Annotated in this window: 12 protein-coding genes; 7 read left to right on the top strand and 5 right to left on the bottom strand. The window is 74.0% G+C overall.

Annotated features, from left to right (window positions below; translation table 11 throughout):
- Positions 1–44 precede the first annotated feature (44 nt).
- Both ABT034_RS02130 and ABT034_RS02125 read left to right on the top strand, forming a co-directional pair.
- A complete protein-coding gene (locus ABT034_RS02130) occupies positions 45–1229 on the top strand; it encodes an MFS transporter (protein ID WP_351210441.1) in 1185 nt (394 codons plus the stop codon).
- A gap of 55 nt (positions 1230–1284) precedes the next feature.
- Complete coding sequence (locus ABT034_RS02125) at positions 1285–2733, top strand: acyl-CoA synthetase (protein ID WP_351210242.1); 1449 nt, start codon at positions 1285–1287, stop codon at positions 2731–2733.
- A gap of 54 nt (positions 2734–2787) precedes the next feature.
- On the opposite strand, the gene ABT034_RS02120 is transcribed toward ABT034_RS02125, so the two are convergent.
- From ABT034_RS02120 to ABT034_RS02105, 4 genes are all read right to left on the bottom strand, one after another.
- A complete protein-coding gene (locus tag ABT034_RS02120) occupies positions 2788–6480 on the bottom strand; it encodes a S8 family serine peptidase (protein ID WP_351210240.1) in 3693 nt (1230 codons plus the stop codon).
- Positions 6481–6679: 199 nt separating this feature from the next.
- Positions 6680–7963, bottom strand: a complete 1284-nt coding sequence (locus ABT034_RS02115; protein ID WP_351210238.1) for an MFS transporter — start codon at positions 7961–7963, stop codon at positions 6680–6682.
- Positions 7960–8409, bottom strand: coding sequence for a GNAT family N-acetyltransferase (locus tag ABT034_RS02110; protein WP_351210236.1), 450 nt, complete (start codon positions 8407–8409; stop codon positions 7960–7962). Before ABT034_RS02110 ends, ABT034_RS02115 begins: the two co-directional genes overlap by 4 nt.
- Positions 8410–8561: 152 nt before the next feature.
- Entirely contained in the window at positions 8562–12338 is a 3777-nt protein-coding gene (locus ABT034_RS02105; protein WP_351210234.1) for an ATP-binding protein, read from the bottom strand.
- A 192-nt stretch (positions 12339–12530) separates the two neighbouring features.
- Here ABT034_RS02105 and ABT034_RS02100 point away from each other — a divergent pair, with 192 nt between their 5' ends.
- The 3 genes from ABT034_RS02100 to ABT034_RS02090 all read left to right on the top strand — a co-directional run bounded on the left by ABT034_RS02100 (position 12531) and on the right by ABT034_RS02090 (position 15522).
- A complete protein-coding gene (locus ABT034_RS02100; RefSeq protein WP_351210232.1) occupies positions 12531–13298 on the top strand; it encodes an SDR family oxidoreductase in 768 nt (255 codons plus the stop codon).
- A gap of 110 nt (positions 13299–13408) precedes the next feature.
- Positions 13409–14014 carry an NAD(P)H oxidoreductase gene (locus ABT034_RS02095; RefSeq protein WP_351210230.1) on the top strand — a complete coding sequence of 202 codons (606 nt, stop codon included), beginning with the start codon at positions 13409–13411 and terminating at the stop codon, positions 14012–14014.
- Positions 14011–15522: an MFS transporter gene (locus ABT034_RS02090; protein WP_502972774.1), complete on the top strand. Its 1512-nt coding sequence runs from the start codon at positions 14011–14013 to the stop codon at positions 15520–15522. Before ABT034_RS02095 ends, ABT034_RS02090 begins: the two co-directional genes overlap by 4 nt.
- Positions 15523–15643: 121 nt before the next feature.
- On the opposite strand, the gene ABT034_RS02085 is transcribed toward ABT034_RS02090, so the two are convergent.
- On the bottom strand, positions 15644–16126 hold the full coding sequence (locus ABT034_RS02085; RefSeq protein WP_351210228.1) for a MarR family winged helix-turn-helix transcriptional regulator: 483 nt from the start codon (positions 16124–16126) through the stop codon (positions 15644–15646).
- 127 nt (positions 16127–16253) lie between these two features.
- On the opposite strand from ABT034_RS02085, the gene ABT034_RS02080 reads away from it, so the two are divergent.
- Together ABT034_RS02080 and ABT034_RS02075 are read left to right on the top strand one after the other, a co-directional pair.
- Complete coding sequence (locus ABT034_RS02080; RefSeq protein ID WP_351210226.1) at positions 16254–16670, top strand: organic hydroperoxide resistance protein; 417 nt, start codon at positions 16254–16256, stop codon at positions 16668–16670.
- A gap of 256 nt (positions 16671–16926) precedes the next feature.
- Entirely contained in the window at positions 16927–18984 is a 2058-nt protein-coding gene (locus ABT034_RS02075) for a phosphocholine-specific phospholipase C (RefSeq protein WP_351210224.1), read from the top strand.
- Positions 18985–19032 lie beyond the last annotated feature (48 nt).

Below are 19032 nucleotides of genomic sequence, written 5' to 3'. Positions count from 1 at the left end.
CCGAGACAGAGCCGCCGACAGCGGCCGCCTACCGCAACCTGGCGATGGCCACCATCGGCTTCACGCTCACCTTCTGGGCGTGGAACCTGATCGCGCCGCTCGCGAGCTGGTACGGAGACCGGCTCGCCCTCAGCTCGTTCCAGCAGTCGCTGCTCGTGGCGGTGCCCGTGCTCGTCGGCTCGATCGGCCGCGTCCCGGCGGGCGCGCTCACGGACCGGTACGGGGCGAAGGTGATGTTCCCGCTGGTCTCGGCGCTGACGATCGTCCCGGTGCTGCTGCTGATGGTGGTCAAGGACAACTACGGTCTGCTGCTGGTCGTCGGCTTCCTCCTGGGCCTGGGCGGCACCACGTTCGCGATCGGCATCCCGCTGGTCAACTCCTGGTTCCCGCCCGCCAAGCGCGGTCTGGCGCTCGGGGTGTTCGGCATGGGCATGGGCGGTGTGGCGCTCTCCGGCTACTTCACGCCCCGGATCGCGAAGCACGGCGAGAACCTGCCGTTCCTCGTGGTGGCGCTCGCGCTCGCCGCGTTCGCGGTGCTCGCCTTCTTCCTCATCACCGACCGGCCCGACCGGCCGGTGCCCACCGCGTCCCTCGCGACCCGGCTGGGCTCGGCGGCGCGGCTGCGGGTGACGTGGGAGCTGTCGGCGCTGTACGCGATCGGGTTCGGCGGAATCGTCGCGTTCGGTGTCTACCTGCCGACGTACCTGAAGACCTGGTACGAGCTGGACCCGACGGACGCGGGCACCAAGGCCGCCGGGTTCGCCCTGGTCACCGTCGTCTTCCGGCCGATCGGCGGCTGGCTGTCGGACCGGTTCCACCCGGCTCTCGTCACGGCCGCCGCCCTCGGCACGGCCGCCCTCTTCGCCATCGTCCAGGCCTTCGACCCGCCGCTGAACCCGGGCGGCACGATCGCCCTCCTCGTCATGGCGGCCGGGCTCGGCACGGCGAGCGGCTCCGTCTTCGCCCTGGTCTCCCAGGTGACCCCGCAGGCCAAGGTGGGCAGCGTGACCGGCATCGTCGGCGCGATGGGAGGGCTCGGCGGGTTCCTGCCGCCGCTGGTGATGGGCGCGATCTACAGCGCCAAGGACTCGTACTCGATCGGCTTCATGCTCCTGTCCGACCTGGCGCTCGCGGGGTGTGTGTACGCGTACGGGCGGATGCGGGGGATCCGGCCGGGGGGCGGGGAGCCGACCCCGGAGGCGACCGAGGTCACGGCCGGCAGACCCTGACCGCCGGGCAGAATGCCTCCGGCAACCCTCGACCCCGACCCGAGGAGTACGACCGGTGAGTGCGCTCTTCCCGGCCCTTGCGGCCCCGTCCGACCGGCCCGCACTGCGCTGCGGCGCCGACAGCCTGACCTACGAGGAACTGGCGCGGGCCGCCGGCGCCCTGGCGGCCCGGATCGGGGACGCGGGGCGGGTCGCCGTCTGGGCGACACCCACCGCGCACACGGCCGTCGCCGTGGTCGGCGCCCTGCTCGCGGGCGTGCCCGCCGTACCGCTCAACCCGCGCACCGGCGAGCGGGAACTGGCGCACATCCTCGGTGACAGCGCGCCCGGCGCGGTCCTCGCCGCGCCCGGCGACGAGTTGCCGCCCGGACTCGCGCGCCTCCCCCGGATCGACGTGGAACTCACCGCGAGCGGCGGCCCGGCGCCCGGAGGACCGGCCGATCCCGAGTCCCCCGCCCTCATCGTCTACACCTCCGGCACCACCGGCCCCCCGAAGGGCGTCCTGCTCTCCCACCGGGCGATCGCCGCCTCCCTCGACGCGCTCGCCAATGCCTGGTCCTGGACGGCCGACGACGTCCTCGTGCACGCGCTGCCGCTGTTCCACGTCCACGGGCTGATCCTCGGGATCCTGGGGCCGCTGCGGCGGGGCGGCGAGGTCCGGCACCTGGGCGGGTTCACGGTGGAGGGCGTGGCACGGGAGCTGGGTGCCGGCGGCGGCACCATGTTGTTCGGCGTACCGACCATGTACCACCGGCTCGCGGACGCGCTCGCCCACGATCCGGCGCTGGTCGCGGCGATGAGGGGGGCGCGGCTCCTCGTCTCGGGGTCGGCGGCGCTGCCGGTCCACGACCACGAGCGGATCGCGGCGGCGACGGGTCGGACGGTCGTGGAGCGGTACGGGATGACGGAGACGCTCATGAACACCAGCGTGCGGCCGGGCACCGGGCCGCGCCCGGGGACGGTCGGGGTGCCGCTCGCGGGGGTGGAGCTGCGGCTCGTGGACGAGGACGGCTCCGTACGGGAGGAGTGCGACGGGGAGACCGTCGGTGAAGTGCAGGTGCGCGGCCCGAACCTGTTCTCCGGCTATCTGAACCGGCCCGAGGCCACGGCGGAGGCCTTCGACGGCGACTGGTTCCGCACCGGCGACGTGGCGGTCCGTGAGCTTGGCGGAACGATACGCCTGGTGGGCCGCAAGGCCACCGACCTGATCAAGAGCGGCGGTTACAAGATCGGGGCGGGTGAGATCGAGAACGCCCTCCTCGACCACCCCGGGGTACGCGAGGCGGCCGTCACCGGCGAGCCCGACCCCGACCTGGGCGAGCGGATCGTGGCCTGGGTGGTGCCGGCGGACGCCGTGTCGCCCCCGCCGGCAGCGGAGCTCGCCGACCACGTGGCGCGCCTGCTCGCCCCGCACAAGCGGCCCCGGGTGGTGCGCTATCTCGACGCGCTCCCCCGTAACGACATGGGGAAGGTTCTGAAGAAGGCGCTGCGACAGCCGGCCTGAGGTGAGGAGGCCGGGCGGCCCCGGAGAGGGGCGCCCGGCCTCGTGTTCTTCCGGCTACTTCACGCCGACCGCGCGGATCAGCTCCTGCTTCACGGAGCCGCCCCGGTCGTCGCTCGCGCCGGCCCGCAGGGAGACGGAGTCCGCGCCGGACGGGATCCGCAGCTCGCCGTCCCAGGCGGCGCCGTGCCGCGCCTTCCTGAGGGCGACCTTCGTCCAGGTCGCGCCCTCGTCGTAGGAGACCTCCAGGCTGCCGCCGCCGATGGTGCCGGTGCCGGTCGCGCCCTCGACGTACTCGGCGAAGATCCCGACGGGCAGCCTGCTCCCGGCGCGGACGTCACCGTGCAGGTCGGTGTCCACGTCGAAGCCGAGGTTGAGCATCGGCAGGTACGTGATCCGGTCGTGCGGGGTCTCGGCGGAGCGGAAGGTCCACTCGCTGCGGCCCTTGGTCCCGAGCCGCCAGCGGTCCTGGTCGAGCGCGGTCTCGGTGACGACCTTGTACGCGGCCTCCGCCGCCGGGGCGTCCCAGGCGTAGGCACCGGAGCTCATCTTCCGGTCGACGCGGACGCCGTCGACGTACACCTCGGTGAACTGGGTCATCGAGTCGTCGTTCCACACGTTGCCGAAGCCGGTGTGGTCGGTGCCGGAGTCGCCCCAGCCCGGGGTGTTGAAGCGCAGGTCGTTGCCGGTGCGCTGCTGGCCCCAGCCGAGGCCGGTGCCCAGCCACGGGTGCCAGACGGGGCCGAACCAGTCGAGGTTCACCCGGGTGCCGCCCCGGTAGGACGGGGTGCCGCCGCGCTGCTCCAGGGAGTCGCCGAGGTCGACGGACTCGTGCCAGCGCTGGCCAGTGCGGGTGGAGACGTACTCGGTGCGCTCGGTCGGGAAGGAGATCCACTCCTTGAAGCCGAACCCGATGGGGAAGGTGTCGGTGATCGAGTAGCGGAACTCGCCGCCCAGTTCCTCGCGCTTGGTGGGCGCGTGGAAGGTGGAGCGGACGGTGGCGAGTTCGTCCTCGTCGGGACGGAACACGAGGTCCTTGCCGATGGCGCCGGGGTGGCCCTCGGAGAGGTCGTACGTGAACGGGGTGAAGCGGGTGCCGGTCAGGTCGACGCGCAGGCCTCGCGCCGCGCCGGCCGCGAGGCGCCGGGCGTCGGCGGTGCCGACGGTGGCGACGGCGAGCGGCCGGTCCTCGTAGTCGGCGGTGCCGAACCACTTCATGAGGCGACCCGGCCGGTCGTCGGTGACGAACAGGGCCTTGGCGCCCGCGTCCTGGGCGGTCTGGGCGAGCTCCGTCGGGTCGGCGCCGCCGGTCAGCCGGACGAGGACGGCCTTGCCGGTGGCGTTCTTCCCCGTGTACTCGGCGGGGGTGCCGGTGCCCGCGTCGACGAGGCCGAGGCGGTGGCGGCCCTCCAGGAGGGTGGCGCCGGCCTGCGGGGTGGCGCCGGAGAGCAGGCGGCCGTCGACGGTCGACTCCAGCATGGGCTTGCCGAGGCGCCAGACGGTCCGGTACTCGAAGGTGCCGGTGGCGGGCTTGGCGGTGGGCGCCGCGAAGATCGAGTCGTACAGCGGCGGGACTTGTACGGCTCCGCCGTAGGAGGCGCCGTTGGCGTCCCGGTCGAACTCCATAAGGAGTTGCCGGGTCTCGGTGCGCTTGTCGACCTCGGCGCGGATCTCGCGCAGCTGCCGTCCGTCGAGGGTGATCTCGCGGTCGCGGTCGAGGGTGATCTCCGGCTCGGTGAGGAAGCCGAGGCCGAGGGAGTCCTCGCCGTGGGAGCCACGCACGTCGAGGAAGGTGTCGACGGTGTACGTGCCGGGCTTGAGGCGCAGTTCGAGGGTGCCGGACTCGCCGACCGCGGCCGGGAACGGGTCCTCACCCTGCGCGAGCTTCTGCACGCCGAGGTGGGCGGGGGCGGGGGCGCCGTCGCGGTCCTTGACGTGGACCGTGAGGGTGTGGCGCTCCTCCTCCTTCACCAGGCCGAGCGCGGTGTGCGCGACGGGCGCGCCGGCGGCGGTCGCGGTGATCCGGCCGGAGGACTGGCCGACGGGGGCCTTGGATCCGTCGCCGGTGACGGTGGTGCTCGCGGAGCCGTGGGCGGGGACGGTGAGGGTGGTGTCGGCGAGGGTGGCGACCCCGGCCGGTATGCCCTCCACGGCCAGGTTCAACTCGACCGCGGTGTCGGAGGAGTTGGTGTACGTGACGGTCTTGGTGACCGGCTTGTTCGACGCGTACGGCCAGGCGACGAAGCCGAGGTCGGCGGAGCCGGTCGCGGTGATGTTCGCGGAGATCGCGGCGGCCACGTCGACCCGCCCGGCGCCGAGCGCGTACGACGAGGCGTCGAGCGTCTTCGACGAGGACATCAGCGCGTCCTTGAGCCGGGCGCCGGTCCAGTCGGGGTGCTTCTCGGCGAGCAGGGCGGCGACACCGGCGATGTGCGGGGTCGCCATCGACGTACCGCTCATGGAGGTGTAGAGGCCGCTGCCCTCGGCGAGCTGGGAGCGGGCCGCGAGGATGCCGACGCCGGGGGCCGACAGGTCGGGCTTGAGGGCCTGGTCGCCGTGGCGGGGGCCCTGGCTGGTGAAGTACGCGGCCTCGTCGGCGGAGTCGACGGCGCCGACGGTGAGCGCGGAGTCGGCGGCGCCGGGCGAGCCGATGGAGCCGGGGGCGCCGGAGTTGCCGGCGGCGATGACGAAGAGGGCGCCGGTCTCGGCGGACAGCGTGTTCACGGCCTGGGCCATCGGGTCGGTGCCGTCGCTCGGCTCGCGGGAGCCGAGGCTCATCGAGACGATCTTCGCGTCGATGTCCTTGGCGGCCCACTCCATGCCGGCGATGATCTGCGACTCGGAGCCAGAGCCCTCGTCGCTGAGGACCTTGCCGACGGCGAGGACGGCGCCGGGGGCGACGCCCTTCTCCTTGCCGTCGGAGGCCGCGCCGCTGCCGCCGACGGTGGAGGCGACGTGCGTGCCGTGGCCGTCGCGGTCGGCGACCTCCTGGCCCTCGATGAAGGACCTGGACTCGGTGACCCGGCCCGCGAGGTCGGGGTGGCCGAGGTCGGCGCCGGTGTCGAGGACGGCGACCTTGACGCCCTTGCCGGTGAGCCCGGCCTCCCATGCCTTCGGGGTGCCGATCTGGGCGTTGGACTCGGCCATGGCGGCCTCGACCCGGCCGTCGAGCCAGACCTTGGCGGGGGTGGCGGCGGCGCGGGTGGTGCCGCGGCCGGTGAAGCCCTGCCAGAAGGCGGCGGGGTCGGTGGCGGTGACCGCGGCGCCGCCGATGCTGGGCAGCGGGCGGACGGTCTCGGTGCCGCGCGGGGTCGGCGCGGCGGTACGGGCGCCCTTGCCGCCGTACGTGACGATCAGGGGGAGTTCGCCGGTGACGCCCTGCTCGACGAGGCCGGTGACGTCGAAGAGGCGCGGGTCGAGCGCGCCGGAGGCGAGGTGGGGGCGGGCCTCGTCGGGGACGACGGTGACCCGGCCGTCGACGATCCGGCTGCGTACGGCGCCGGTGGCGCCCTTCGCCCGGTCGACGGTGACGGTCTGCTGTCCGCCGCCGAGGTCGGTGAGGGTCACGCGGTCGCCCGTGACGAGGGTGACGGTGGCGCTCGCCGTCGCCTTGAAGGTGTCCGGTACGGCGGAGGGGGTGGTGGTGGTCCCGGCGGCGGCGGTCTGCCCGGCCGAGAGCATCACGAGGGAGACGCCCGCGGCGAGCAGCGCGGCCCTTCCTCTGTCGAAGGGTGTGGGCCTCGACGTCATCGTTCGAACTCCTCGCGGACCCGGGGTCGGGGGTGTTTCCGGGTGCCGCGAGGAGTCTTGGCCCTGGGGACGGGAGTTGACTCCGGTTGCTCCTGGCGGTTATGTGCCGTGGCGGTCAACCGCCAGGTCAGGACGTGCCGTTCGGGGCGAATCGCTCACGGAGTCGGGGCGAGTTGCGCACGGAGTCGGGGCGAATCGCTCACGGAGTCGGGTCGAGCGCGTCGTACCGGCGGAAACCGCGCCCGTAGAAGGCGAGGGCGCCGACCGCGAGGACGCAGGCGATGCCGCCGCCCGTGATGGCGACGGCGGGTGAGGTCAGGTCGGCGACCGAGCCCGCGAGGAAGTCCCCGAGCCGGGGTCCGCCCGCGACGACGACGATGAACACGCCTTGCAGCCGGCCGCGCATCTCGTCCGGGGCGGCGACCTGCATCATCGTGTTCCGGAAGATCATCGAGACGGTGTCGGAGTAGCCCGCGAGGGCGAGCAGGAGCAGCCCGAGCCACAGGTTCCGGGTCAGCCCGAAGACGGCGATGGCGGTGCCCCAGCAGGCGACGGCGACGAGGATCGCCTGCCCGTGGTGGCGGATACGGCCCTGCCAGCCGGACAGCACCCCGCCGAGGAGCGCCCCGAACGCGGGCGCCGCCACCAGGAGTCCGGCGGTCTTCGCGTCACCGCCGTACCAGAGGACGGCGACGGCCGGGAACAGCGCCCGGGGGTGGGCGAGGATCATCGCGCAGAAGTCGGAGAAGAACGTCATGCGCAGATTGGGGCGGGTGGCGAGGAACCGCAGCCCGTCGAGGACCGAGGCCCGCTTGCCGCCGGTCCGGTCCGGGAGCATCGACGGGAGGCGCCACATGGCGTAGAGGCTCGCGGAGAAGGCGAGGGCGTCGATCAGGTACGCGGTCTGGAAGCCGGCGAATCCGACGATCAGGCCGCCGAGGCTCGGTCCGACGAGCATGCCGAAGGTCGTGACCATCGAGTTGAGCGCGTTCGCGGCGCGCAGCTGCTCGGGCGGCAGGAGCCGGGGGATCATCGAGGAGCGGGCGGGTGAGTTGAGGGCGGCGCAGACGGCCTGGAGGGCGACGATCCCGTACAGGAACCAGACGCGGTGGAAGCCGGCGAACGCGGCGGCGGCGAGCGCGATCGACAGGGCGGCGGAGCCGCAGGCGCTGTAGAGGCCGAGCTTGCGGCGGTCGACGGTGTCGGCGATGGCGCCGCCGTACAGGCCGAAGACGACGAGCGGGACGAGGGAGAAGAGCCCGACGAGCCCGACGGAGAACGGCGAGCGGGTGATGTCGTACACCTGGAGGGAGACGGCGAGGGTCGTCATGCCCTGCCCGACCCAGGACACGGTGCTGCCGAACCAGAGGCGACGGTAGTGCGGGGAGGTCCGCAGGGGGGTGAGGTCGGCGAAGAGCCTGCGGCGGCCTTGCGGCTCGTCGCGGTCTTCGCCCTCTTCCCGCTTCTTCTGGGTGGTGGTCACGCGACGTCGTACCGCAGCTCGGGGCGGTCCCAGTGGATGTGGCCGGTGGGTGGCACGGTGCCGGTGCGGACGGCGCCGGTCCGCAGGTAGAACTCCTCGGACGGCGGATGCGAGACGACCCGCACGGCGTGCAGCCCGGCGGCCCTCGCCTGCTCGGTCATGTGCCGCATGAGGAGCCGTCCGATGCCGAGGCCCTGGGCGCCGTCGGCGACGAAGGCGAGGTCGAGTTCGGCCTCGTCGACGAGGAGCGCGTAGAACCCGAGGACGCGGTCGCTCGCGTCGACGGCGACGAAGACGAGGTGGTGCTCGATGTACGAACCGCCGACCTGGTATCCGGCGACCATGGCGGCATAGTCCCCCTGGTAGGCCCTGGAGGCCCGCACGAGCCGGGTGAGCCGCTTGGAGTCGTCGGCGGTGGCACGCCGGATGGTGATGTCGTCGGGCATGGGGAGAGTATAGGGGTGGGGTGGGTTTGTGGTCCTTACGGTTTGGGGGGAGGGGAGGCAGGGCGCCGCCAGGGGGGGCCGCAAGGCAGGCGGGCGCCGCAAGGCAGGCGGGCGCCGCAAGGCAGGCGGGCGCCGCAAGGCGGGTCCGTCCTTCAGGCCGGGCCCGCCGCTCGCAGGGTTGCCGCCTCCCTTGCCGCCGACTCGGGGGCCAGGGTCGTCCCGTAGGTGAAGGCCGTCGTGTAGGCCTGGGTGCCCAGGATCGTACGGGCCGCCTCCTCCGTACGGTCGACGTCCGCGCGTTCCGCCGCGGCCAGCGGCGCGCCCGTCGCGGCGCGCAGCGCGGTCGCCGCGCCCAGGAGGACCGCCGCCTCCCTGGCCCGCCCGGCCGGGGCGTGCGCCGAGGCCAGGCCCTCCAGGGCGAGCGCGAGGGCCCGGGGGTCGCCGGAGGCCGACGCGGTCTCGTACCCCTCCTCCTGGAGCCTCAGGGCCTCCGCCACCTCGCCGCGCGCGAGCGCCGAGAAGCCCAGCTCGGCCAGGATCAGCGCGTTGGCGCTGTCGAGGCCGACCGCACGGTGCCAGTCGAGGACCTCCCGCATGTGCCGCTCGGCCTCCTCGAAGAGGCCCTCGCGCCGGGCGCCCAGGCCGAGGCCGAGGACCGCGTTGATCTCACCGGCGCGGAACCCGACCTCCGCGGCCCGCTCCTTGGCCGCCGCGTGGTAGGCCCGCGCCTCGGCGAGATCGCCCCGGAGCAGGGCCGTACGCCCGATCCCGGCCAGCAGGTCGGGCACCTCGGTCGTCAGGCCGAAGCCCTCCGCCGCCGCCAGGCCCGCCCGCTTGAGCCGGTCGGCCCGCTCGTACTCCCCGCGGATCTCCGCGACCGTCGCCAGCGGGTACACCGACCACAGCCGGCAGCACGCGTCCCCCAGCTCCTCGAACAGCGCGTCCGACCGTGCCGCGTGCTCCTCCGCGCCCGCCACGTCACCGGCGAGCAGCCGCTGCACCGAGCGGTCCGCGAGGGCCGCCGCCTCGCCCCAGCGGTCCCCGTGGGCCCGGAAGCCGTCGAGGGCCTGCCGGGTGAGGTCGCCGCCCTCGCTCTGGCTGCCGGTCCCGCAGAGCGCGTGGGCGAGGAACCAGCGGGCCCAGGGGCGGTGGGGCCCGTCACCGGGTTCACCCGTCGCCGCGTGCCGGGGTGCCCCGGGGCTGCCGGGCGCGTCAACGGTTTCGCCCGTCGCCGCGTCGTACGCCGTGAGTGCCTCGGCGATCCGGCGCCGCCGGTCCGTTCCGTCGCCGCCCATGATCGTGAGGCCCGTGCGCCAGACCTCCACGCGGGCGCGTAGCGCGGCGAGTTCGGGCGCGGCGGCCTCCGCCGGGGTCGGCCGAAGCGCCGCCGTCGCCGAGCGGAGCGCCTCGCCGAGGCGGCCGCGCATGATCCAGTACCAGGCGAGCGCGTCGACGAGACGGAGCGCCACCTCGGCGTTCCGCCCGGTGGCGGGCTCGGCGAGCGCGCGGTCCAGGGCGGCCCGCAGGTTCGGGGTCTCCGCGTCGAGGCGGGCGAGGGCACGGCGCTGGTCAGGGCCGCGCAGTGCGGGCCCGGCGTCCTCGGCGAGGCGGAGGTAGTGGGTGAGGTGGCGCGCGCGTACGGCCTCGGCCTCGCCCGCGTCCCGCAGCCGGTCGAGGCTGTAGGCGGCGACGGACTCCAGAAGCCGGTAGCGGGGCCCGTCCGCCCCTTCGACGGCCACGACGAGCGACCGGTCCACGAGCCGCGCGAGCAGCCCGAGGACGTCGGCGGGGGTGACGGCCGGGGCGGTCTTGCCGGATCCGGCGGCGCCTGGGTCGGTTACGCCGGATCCGGCCGCGCCTGGGACGGCCACGGCGACTCCGGCCGCATGCGAGCCGGCCGCGCCGACTCCGGCCACGCCGGGGGCGGTCACGCCGACTCCGGCCACGAGCGGGGCGGCCACGCCGACTCCGGCCACGAGCGGGGCGGTCACGCCGACTCCCGCCATGCCCGGAGCGGTTACATCAGCTCCGGCCGCTCCTGCGGGGCTCACGCCAACCCCCGGCCCGCCCGCAACGGTTGCGGCGGCTCCGGCCCCGCGCACCCCGGCCCCGGCCCCGGCCCCGGCCCCGGCCCCGGCCCCGGCGAATCCCGCCACGCCCGGGACGGTTACGCCCACCCCGGCCCCGCCGAATCCGGCCGCACCCGGGGCTGCCGGGCCCACTCCCACCCCACCCGGGGCGGCCCCGCCAACCCCCGCCCCGCCCGGGTCCGCGCAGACCTCCTCCGCCGCTCGCAGCGAGCAGCCCTCCGCGTGGACCGCGAGGCGGCGCAGCACCGTTCGTTCGGGTTCGCCGAGGAGTTCCCAGCTCCAGTCGATGACCGCGCGCAGGGTCTGCTGCCGGGCGGGGGCGCCGCGCAGGCCCGCGTCGAGCAGCCGGAAGCGGTCGTCGAGCCGTTCCAGGAGCCCGTGCACGCCGAGCGCGCGGACGCGGGTCGCGGCCAGTTCCAGGGCGAGGGGGATGCCGTCGAGGCGGCGGCAGATGGCCCGGACCGCCTCCTGGGCGGCGGGGTCGAGCCCGGCGCCGGACCCGAACCCGGGTGCGGACGCCGCCGCCCGCGCCGTGAACAGCTCGACCGCCCCCGCTCCGTCGAGCGGCTCCACCGCCCAGAGCGTCTCACCCGCGAGCGCGAGGGGCTCCTGGCTGGTCGTCAGGACGACGAGGCCCGGCGCGGTGCGCAGCAGCAGTTCGGCGAGGGAGGCGGCCTCGTCGACGACGTGTTCGCAGTTGTCGAGGACGAGCAGGGTCCGTCTCCCGCGCAGGACCTCGGCGAGCCGTTCCGCCGTCGTGAGCGGCCGCTCACCCTCCGGCCGCAGCCCCCACACACCGTCGTCGCGGAGTTCGAGCGCCGCGGCGACGACCTCGGCGAGTTCCCCGCGCGCGCCGGCGAACTCGACGAGCCACACCCCGTCCGCGAACTCCTCCCTCAGCTGTCCGGCCGCCTCCACGGCGAGCCGGGTCTTCCCGACGCCGCCGGGCCCGGTGAGGGTGACGAGCCGCCGCTCGGTGAGCAGCCCCCGTACCTCCGCGACGGCCGCGTCCCGGCCGACGATCCCGGTGAGCGGCGCGGTCAGATTGCCCCGTACGGGGCCGACGGCCACCGCCACCGGGCCGGGCGCCGAGAGGGCGGGGTCCTGGCGGAGCATCGCCGCGTGGAGCGCGGCCAGTTCAGGGCTCGGGTCGAGGCCCAGCTCATCGGCGAGAAGGGTGCGCAGCTCCTCGTAACCTGCCAGCGCCTCGCTCTGCCGCCCCGCGCGGTAGAGGGCGCGCAACTGCACGCCCCGCAGGCGCTCCCGCAGCGGATGCCGGTCGACCAGCTCCGCCAACTCCCCTACCAGTACGCCGTGTTCCCCGGCTTCGAGCCGCGCCTCCGCCAAGCTCTCGCGTGCGGCGAGCCGCTCCTCCTCCAGGCGGTCCGCCGCGCCCCGTACGAACGACTCCTCCGCGAAGTCGGCGAAGGCCGGGCCCCGCCACAGCCCGAGCGCCCCGCCGAGCAGCTCCGCCCTGGCCCGAGGGTCGGCCGTCTCCCGCGCCCGGGCGGCGAGTCGGGCGAACTCATGGGCGTCCAGGGCCCCTTCGGGTACGGCGAGGAGGTATCCGGGCGCCTGCGTGACGACGAGGTCCCGCCCGCCGGGCTCGGCCTCCTCCAGGGCGCGGCGCAGCTGGGAGACCTTGGCCTGGAGGGCGCGGAGCGGGTTGCCGGGCGGTTCGTCGCCCCAGAGGTCGTCGACGAGGCGGTACGCGGCGACCGGCCGTCCCGCGTCGACGAGAAGCGCGGCGAGCAGGGCCCGCACCTTGAGCTCCGGGACGCGGACGGGTGTGCCGTCCTCGGTCCGTACGGCCGTCTCCCCCAGCACCGCGAATCGCATACGGCCACCGTAACCCGGCTCCGGTCACCCGCCCCGAGCCGGTCCGAGCAGGCCCGTTCCACACACCCACCCGGCCCGAACCCACCCCGAGCCCCGCCCGAACAGAACCCGAGCCGTTTCCGAACACCCGGCCGCCAGAGTCATCCCCGTCAGCAGGAAGCGCCACACGAAGAAGACACCAAGGAGCAGGACATGAGCAGCACCAAGCCCCTCGCCGGCAAGACCGCCCTCGTCACCGGCGGCAGCCGCGGCATCGGCCGGGCGATCGCCCTCCGCCTCGCCGCGGACGGCGCCCGCGTCGGCGTCCACTACGCCAGCAACGAGACGGCGGCGAAGGAGACGGTCGACGCGATCGAGACGGCCGGCGGCTCCGCCTTCGCCCTCCGCGCCGAGCTGGGCGTCCCCGGCGACGCCGACGCCCTCTGGGCGGCCTTCGACGAGCGGACCGAGGACGGCCACGGGCTCGACATCCTCGTCAACAACGCCGGGATCGCCGGCCCCGGGCTGATCCACGAGGTCGACGAGGCCTCCTACGACCGGGTGTTCGCGGTGAACGCCAAGGCGCCCTTCTTCATCATCCAGAAGGGCCTCGACCGGCTCCGCGACGGCGGCCGGATCATCAACATCAGCTCCGGGGTCACCAAGGTCGCCTTCCCGGGCATGACCTCGTACGCCGCCTCCAAGGGCGCCGTCGAGGTGCTGACCCTGACCCTCGCCCAGACCCTCGGCTCCCGGGGCATCACGGTCAACGCGGTCTCGCCGGGGACGATCGAGACCGACATCCACCCGTGGATGGCCGATCCGGCCGCCAAGGCGCACGCCGCCGGGTTCTCGGTCTTCAACCGGGTGGGTCAGCCGGGTGACGTGGCCGATGTCGTCGGCTTCCTCGCCTCCGACGACGCCCGCTGGGTCACCGGCCAGAACATCGACGCGAGCGGCGGCTCCGGCCTCGGCGTCTGACCGCCCCGTGCAGGCCACCCGCGGGCGGGCCCGCGACCACCCCGGGCCCGCCCCGCCCGCCGCACGCATCCACCCCGCTCCTCCTCCCCCACCCGAAGGAACCCCAGGTCATGGCACCTCACACGCTCCTCGTCCTCGCCCACCCCCGTACCGACTCGCTCACCGCCCAGGTCGCCGAGCGCGTGCACGCCCGGCTCAAGGAGGACGGCGGCACCGTCGACGTACTCGACCTGTACGCCGAGGGGTTCGACCCGGCGCTCCGCCCGGAGGACGAACCGGACTGGGAGGACCGCGAGAAGGTCTACTCCCCCGAGGTCCACGCCCACATGGACCGGATCCTGGCCGCCGACGACATCGTGGTCGTCTTCCCGGTGTGGTGGTTCTCGCCGCCGGCCATCCTCAAGGGCTGGATCGACCGGGTGTGGAACTACGGCTTCGCGTACGGCCGGAGCCGCCCCCGGCTCGCGGGGAAGCGGCTGCTCTGGCTGGCCCTGATGGGCGGTACGGCCGAGGAGATCGAGAAGCTCGGCATGGAGACGGCCCTCCACCTGCTCCTGGTGACCGGCATCTCCGCGTACTGCGGCCTCCCGGACGCCACCCTGCGCGTCCTGCACGGAACGGAACTCTCGGGCATGCCGGTGGAGTTGCGTGCCGCCCGGGTCGCCGAGCTGATCACCGAAGCCGAGAAGACCGTGGACGAGGAGCTGACCCCGTGACGAAGACCCTCGCGGCCGACACCGCGACACCGGAACCCGGTGCGGCGCCCGCATCGACACCGCCCCGGGCCGGCGCCCGCCAGTGGCTCGGCCTCGCCGTCCTCCTCCTGCCCGTCACCCTGATGACCGCCGACCTGGGCGTGCTCTGGCTGGCCACCCCGTACCTCTCGGCGGACCTGCGGCCCAGCGGCGCCCATTTGCTCTGGATCACCGACATCTACGGCTTCCTCACCGCCGCCACCCTCGTGATCATGGGCACGCTAGGGGACCGGCTCGGCCGCCGCAGGCTCCTGATGGCCGGTTCGGCCGGGTTCCTGCTCGCCTCGCTCCTCGCCGCGTACGCGCCGAACGCCGGGACGCTGATCGCGGCCCGCGCCCTCCTCGGAATCGCCGGGGCGGCGGTCCTGCCGTCGACGCTCGCCCTGATCAGCCACATGTTCGCGGACGCCCGGCAGCGGGCCACGGCCATCGCGATGTGGGTGACCGCCCTCTCGGTGGGGCTCGCGGTCGGACCCGTGATCGGCGGGGTGCTGCTCGCCTCCTGGTGGTGGGGCTCGGTCTTCCTGATGGGCCTGCCGGTCATGCTGATCGCCCTGGTCACGGCGCCGCTGCTGCTCCCCGAGTACCGGGACCCGAAGCCCGGCCGGCTCGACCCGGCGAGCGTGCTGCTCTTCCTCCTCGCGATCCTGCCGCTGGTGTACGGCGTGAAGTCGCTTGCCGCGGACGGCCCGACGGCGGGGACGGCGTTCGCCTTCGCCCTGGGTGCGGCCTTCACGACCCTCTTCGTCCGCCGCCAGAACCGGCTGGAGTCCCCCCTCCTCGACCTGCGGCTCTTCCGGAACCGGGCCTTCACGGGCGCGCTGCTCACCCTGCTCCTGGGGATGACCGCGCTCAACGGCGTCGAGTACCTGGTCCCGCAGTACCTCCAGGCGGTGGCGGGGCTCCCGCCGCTCGATGCGGGGCTGTGGCTGCTGCCGGGGGCGGCGGGCCTGATCGCGGGTTCGCAGCTGACCCCGTTCGTGGCGCGCCGGACGCGCCCGGCGTACGTACTCGCCGGCGGGCTCGCCGTCTCACTCGCCGGGTACGCGGTGATCGCGCTGGCCGAAGGGGTGACGGTGATCGCCCTCGGTCTCGCGGTGATCATGTTCGGCGCGGCGCCGATCAGCGTCCTCGGTACGGCGCTCGCGGTCGGCTCCGCCCCGCCCGAGAAGGCGGGCGCGGCGGCGGCGACCGGCCAGACGGCGTACGACCTGGGGCTGGCCCTGGGCATCGCGGTCACCGGGAGCGTGGCGGCGGCCGTCTACCGGGGCGGTGTCCCGGCGGACGCGCCGGCCGCGGCCCACGAGAGCGTGGGCGCGGCGCTCGCCCTGCCGGACGAGGGGCTGCGGGAGCAGGCCCGGGAGGCGTTCACGACGGCCCTGCACTCGGCGTCGGCGCTGAGCGCGGTCTTCGCCCTGGTGACGGCGGCGGTGGTCCTCACCCTCCTCCGCAAGGTCCCCCACGCCTGAGAGCCCCTCCCTCACCCCCGCACCTGAGAGCCCCCTCGCGATCGCGGCCCCGACCGGAAGACTCCGGCCGGGGCCGCGCGCCGTCCGGACGGGCCTGAGCCCCCGGGCCCTGGTGGCCGCCCTAGCCGCAGGATCCGAGGTCGCCGGGGTCGACGCCGTCGAGCCGGTCGGCCAGGGCGTCGAGCCGTTCCCGCAGCTCGCGGATCTCCTCCAGGTCGAGACCCGTGGCGGCGGCGATCCGGCGGGGCACCGCGCGGGCCTTCGCCTTCAGCGCGGCCCCGTCGGCGGTGGGCCGTACGGTGACGGACCGCTCGTCCTCGGGGCTGCGGCGCCGCTCGACGTAACCGGCCGCCTCCAGGCGCTTGAGCAGCGGCGACAGGGTGCCGGAGTCGAGCCGGAGGCGTTCGCCGATGCCCTTCACGGGCAGCTCGCCGTGCTCCCAGAGGACGAGCATGACGAGGTACTGGGGGTAGGTGAGCCCCAGCTCCTTGAGCGCCTCGCGGTAGACGCCGTTGAACGCCCGGGTCGCCGCGTGCAGCGAGAAGCAGATCTGGTGGTCGAGCCGGAGGAACTCCTCGTCCGGGACCGTGTCGAGCGTCTCCATACGCCCAGGATACGCGAGGACAGCTCACGCGCGATTGAGTTGTGCACAACTGAATAGTGCGCTATCAATAGAGGGCAGCAGCAGTACGGCAGCACCCCGGCACCCCGAGGACAGGAACGGAAGAACCATGGACGCGATCTACACCGCCGTCGCCACCGCCAACGGCCGCGAGGGCCGCGCCGTCAGCTCCGACGGCCACATCGACCTCCCCCTCGCCCACCCCCAGGCCCTCGGCGGCAACGGCCAGGGCACCAACCCCGAGCAGCTCTTCGCCGCCGGGTACGCGGCCTGCTTCGCCAGCGCGATGGGCGTGGTCGCCCGCCAGGAGAAGATCGACATCACCGACGCGTCGATCACCGCCGAGGTCTCGATCGGCAAGGACCCGGCGGACGGCGGCTTCGGTCTCGCGGTCATCATGCGCGCCGAGTTCCCGGACCACCTCCAGGGCGAGGCGGGTGCCACGCTCCTGGAGAAGACCCACGCGTTCTGCCCGTACTCGAAGGCGACGCGGGGCAACATCAAGGTCGAGCTCGTGGTCGAGTAGGCACAGCCGCCCTCCCCCTGTGTGTAAGCCCCGGTGCGCCCACGCGCACCGGGGCTTTCGCACAGCGGCACGGGGGGTTCGTCCGCCGTACCGCGGGCAGTCATGGGACGGCCGCCGGGCGGTGACCCGCGGGCGCTGTCCTTGGGGCGCCCGCGGGGAGGCACCCGGCGCCGCACGCACACGCACCGCACCGCACGCGCACCGCACCCGCACCGCACCCGCACCCGTGCCCGTACCCACCGGAGGAGAACCCCCCATGGCCGACCTCGACCGTCGCCGGTTCCTTCAACTCGCAGGCGGTACCGCCGCGTTCGCGATGCTCTCCGAGAGCATCGCGCGCGCCGCCGCCATCCCGGCGCAAGGCGCCACCGGCACGATCCAGGACGTCGAGCACATCGTCGTCCTCATGCAGGAGAACCGTTCCTTCGACCACTACTTCGGGGCGATGAAGGGCGTACGGGGCTTCGGCGACCCGCGTCCGGTCACCCTCCCCAGCGGCAAGTCGGTCTGGAACCAGGCGAACAGCGGAAAGGTCACCCTGCCCTTCCGGCCGCCGAGCGACGACCTCGGCATGGAGTTCCTCCAGGGCCTGAACCACGACTGGGCGGGCGGGCAGAAGGCCTTCAACAAGGGCAAGTACGACCAGTGGATACCGGCGAAGACCCCGGCCACCATGGCGTACCTCACCCGCGAGGACATCCCCTTCCACTACGCGCTCGCCGACGCCTTCACGGTCTGCGACGCGTACCACTGCTCGTTCATCGGCTCGACCGACCCGAACCGCTACTACCTGTGGTCCGGCCACACCGGCAACGACGGCACCGGCGGCGGCCCGGTCCTCAACAACGCCGAGGCGGGATACGGCTGGAAGACGTACCCGGAGCGCCTCGAAGCGGCCGGGATCTCCTGGCGGGTCTACCAGGACATCGGCGACGGCCTGAACGCCGCCGGCCACTGGGGCTGGATCAACGACGCGTACCGGGGCAACTACGGCGACAACTCCCTCCTCTACTTCAACACCTACCGGAACGCCCAGCCCGGCAACCCGCTGTTCGACAAGGCACGCACGGGCACGGACGTGTCGAAGGGCGACAGCTACCTCGCCGACCTCCGGGCCGACGTCCAGGCCGGCCGACTGCCGAAGGTCTCCTGGATCGCGGCCCCCGAGGCCTTCTCCGAGCACTCCAACTGGCCGTCGAACTACGGCGCCTGGTACATCGCGCAGGTCCTGGACGCGCTGACGTCGAACCCGGACGTGTGGGCCCGTACGGCCCTGTTCATCACGTACGACGAGAACGACGGCTTCTTCGACCACGTCGTCCCGCCGTACGTCCCGGCCTCGGCGGCGCAGGGCCTCTCCACGACCCCGACCGCCCTGGACCACTTCCCGGGGAAGACGGGCTACGTGGCCGGCCCCTACGGCCTCGGCCCGCGCGTCCCGATGATCGTCGTCTCGCCCTGGTCGAAGGGCGGCTACGCCTGCTCCGAGACCTTCGACCACACCTCGGTCATCCGCTTCATGGAGCGCCGCTTCGGCGTCCACGAGCCGCAGATCTCGCCGTGGCGCCGGGCCGTGTGCGGCGACCTGACGTCCGCCTTCGACTTCACGCGTACGGACACCCAGGCCGCCCCGCTCCCGCCGACCGACGGCTACTACCCGCCGGACCGCGCCCGCCACCCCGACTTCCTGGCCACCGCCCCGGCCGTCGGCACGATGCCCCGGCAGGAACCGGGCGGCAAGCGCACCCGCCCGCTGAAGTACGCCCCGTACGTGGACGGCGCCGCGGACACCACGGCGGGCACCTTCCGCCTCACGTTCAGCGGCGGCCCGGCGGCGGGCGCCCAGTTCTACGTGACGTCGGCGAACCGCACGGACGCGCCGTGGACGTACACGACCGAAGCGAACAAGTCCCTCACGGACACCTGGAACACGAAGTACTCCAAGGACCTCACCGACCTCACGGTCCACGGCCCCAACGGCTTCCTGCGCCGCTTCCGCTCCCCGGGCAAGACGCAGGTCCCGGAGGTCAAGGCCCGCCACAACGCCACCACGGGCAACCTGGACCTCACGCTCACCAACGCCACGGCTGCTGACGTCACCCTGACGGTGACCAACGCCTACGCGGGCGCCCCCCAGACGGTGTCGGTCCCGAAGGGAGCGACGGTCACCCACACGGTGAACCTCTCCGTCTCCGGCCGCTGGTACGACGTGACGCTCACGACCACCACCTCCCCGGACTTCCTCCGCCGCCTGGCGGGCCACGTGGAGACCGGTACCGCGGGCGTCTCGGACCCGGGCATCCTCACGTACTGACCGCACGCCCCCTGGCTCACCGCCGGCGCGGGGAACCGGCCGCGGCCA

Origin of the sequence: Streptomyces sp. NPDC002773 (assembly GCF_040295605.1) — a bacterium.
Classification (GTDB): Bacteria; Actinomycetota; Actinomycetes; order Streptomycetales; family Streptomycetaceae; genus Streptomyces.
This window is presented reverse-complemented; position numbering and strand designations above follow the sequence as displayed.

Excerpts from the sequence above, each read along its gene's own strand:
- ABT034_RS02130 (WP_351210441.1), top strand. The coding sequence starts at position 45 with ATGGCCACCATCGGCTTCACGCTCACCTTCTGGGCGTGGAACCTGATC.
- ABT034_RS02120 (WP_351210240.1), bottom strand. The coding sequence starts at position 6,480 with ATGACGTCGAGGCCCACACCCTTCGACAGAGGAAGGGCCGCGCTGCTC.
- ABT034_RS02110 (WP_351210236.1), bottom strand. The coding sequence starts at position 8,409 with ATGCCCGACGACATCACCATCCGGCGTGCCACCGCCGACGACTCCAAG.
- ABT034_RS02105 (WP_351210234.1), bottom strand. The coding sequence starts at position 12,338 with ATGCGATTCGCGGTGCTGGGGGAGACGGCCGTACGGACCGAGGACGGC.
- ABT034_RS02100 (WP_351210232.1), top strand. The coding sequence starts at position 12,531 with ATGAGCAGCACCAAGCCCCTCGCCGGCAAGACCGCCCTCGTCACCGGC.
- ABT034_RS02095 (WP_351210230.1), top strand. The coding sequence starts at position 13,409 with ATGGCACCTCACACGCTCCTCGTCCTCGCCCACCCCCGTACCGACTCG.
- ABT034_RS02085 (WP_351210228.1), bottom strand. The coding sequence starts at position 16,126 with ATGGAGACGCTCGACACGGTCCCGGACGAGGAGTTCCTCCGGCTCGAC.
- ABT034_RS02080 (WP_351210226.1), top strand. The coding sequence starts at position 16,254 with ATGGACGCGATCTACACCGCCGTCGCCACCGCCAACGGCCGCGAGGGC.
- ABT034_RS02075 (WP_351210224.1), top strand. The coding sequence starts at position 16,927 with ATGGCCGACCTCGACCGTCGCCGGTTCCTTCAACTCGCAGGCGGTACC.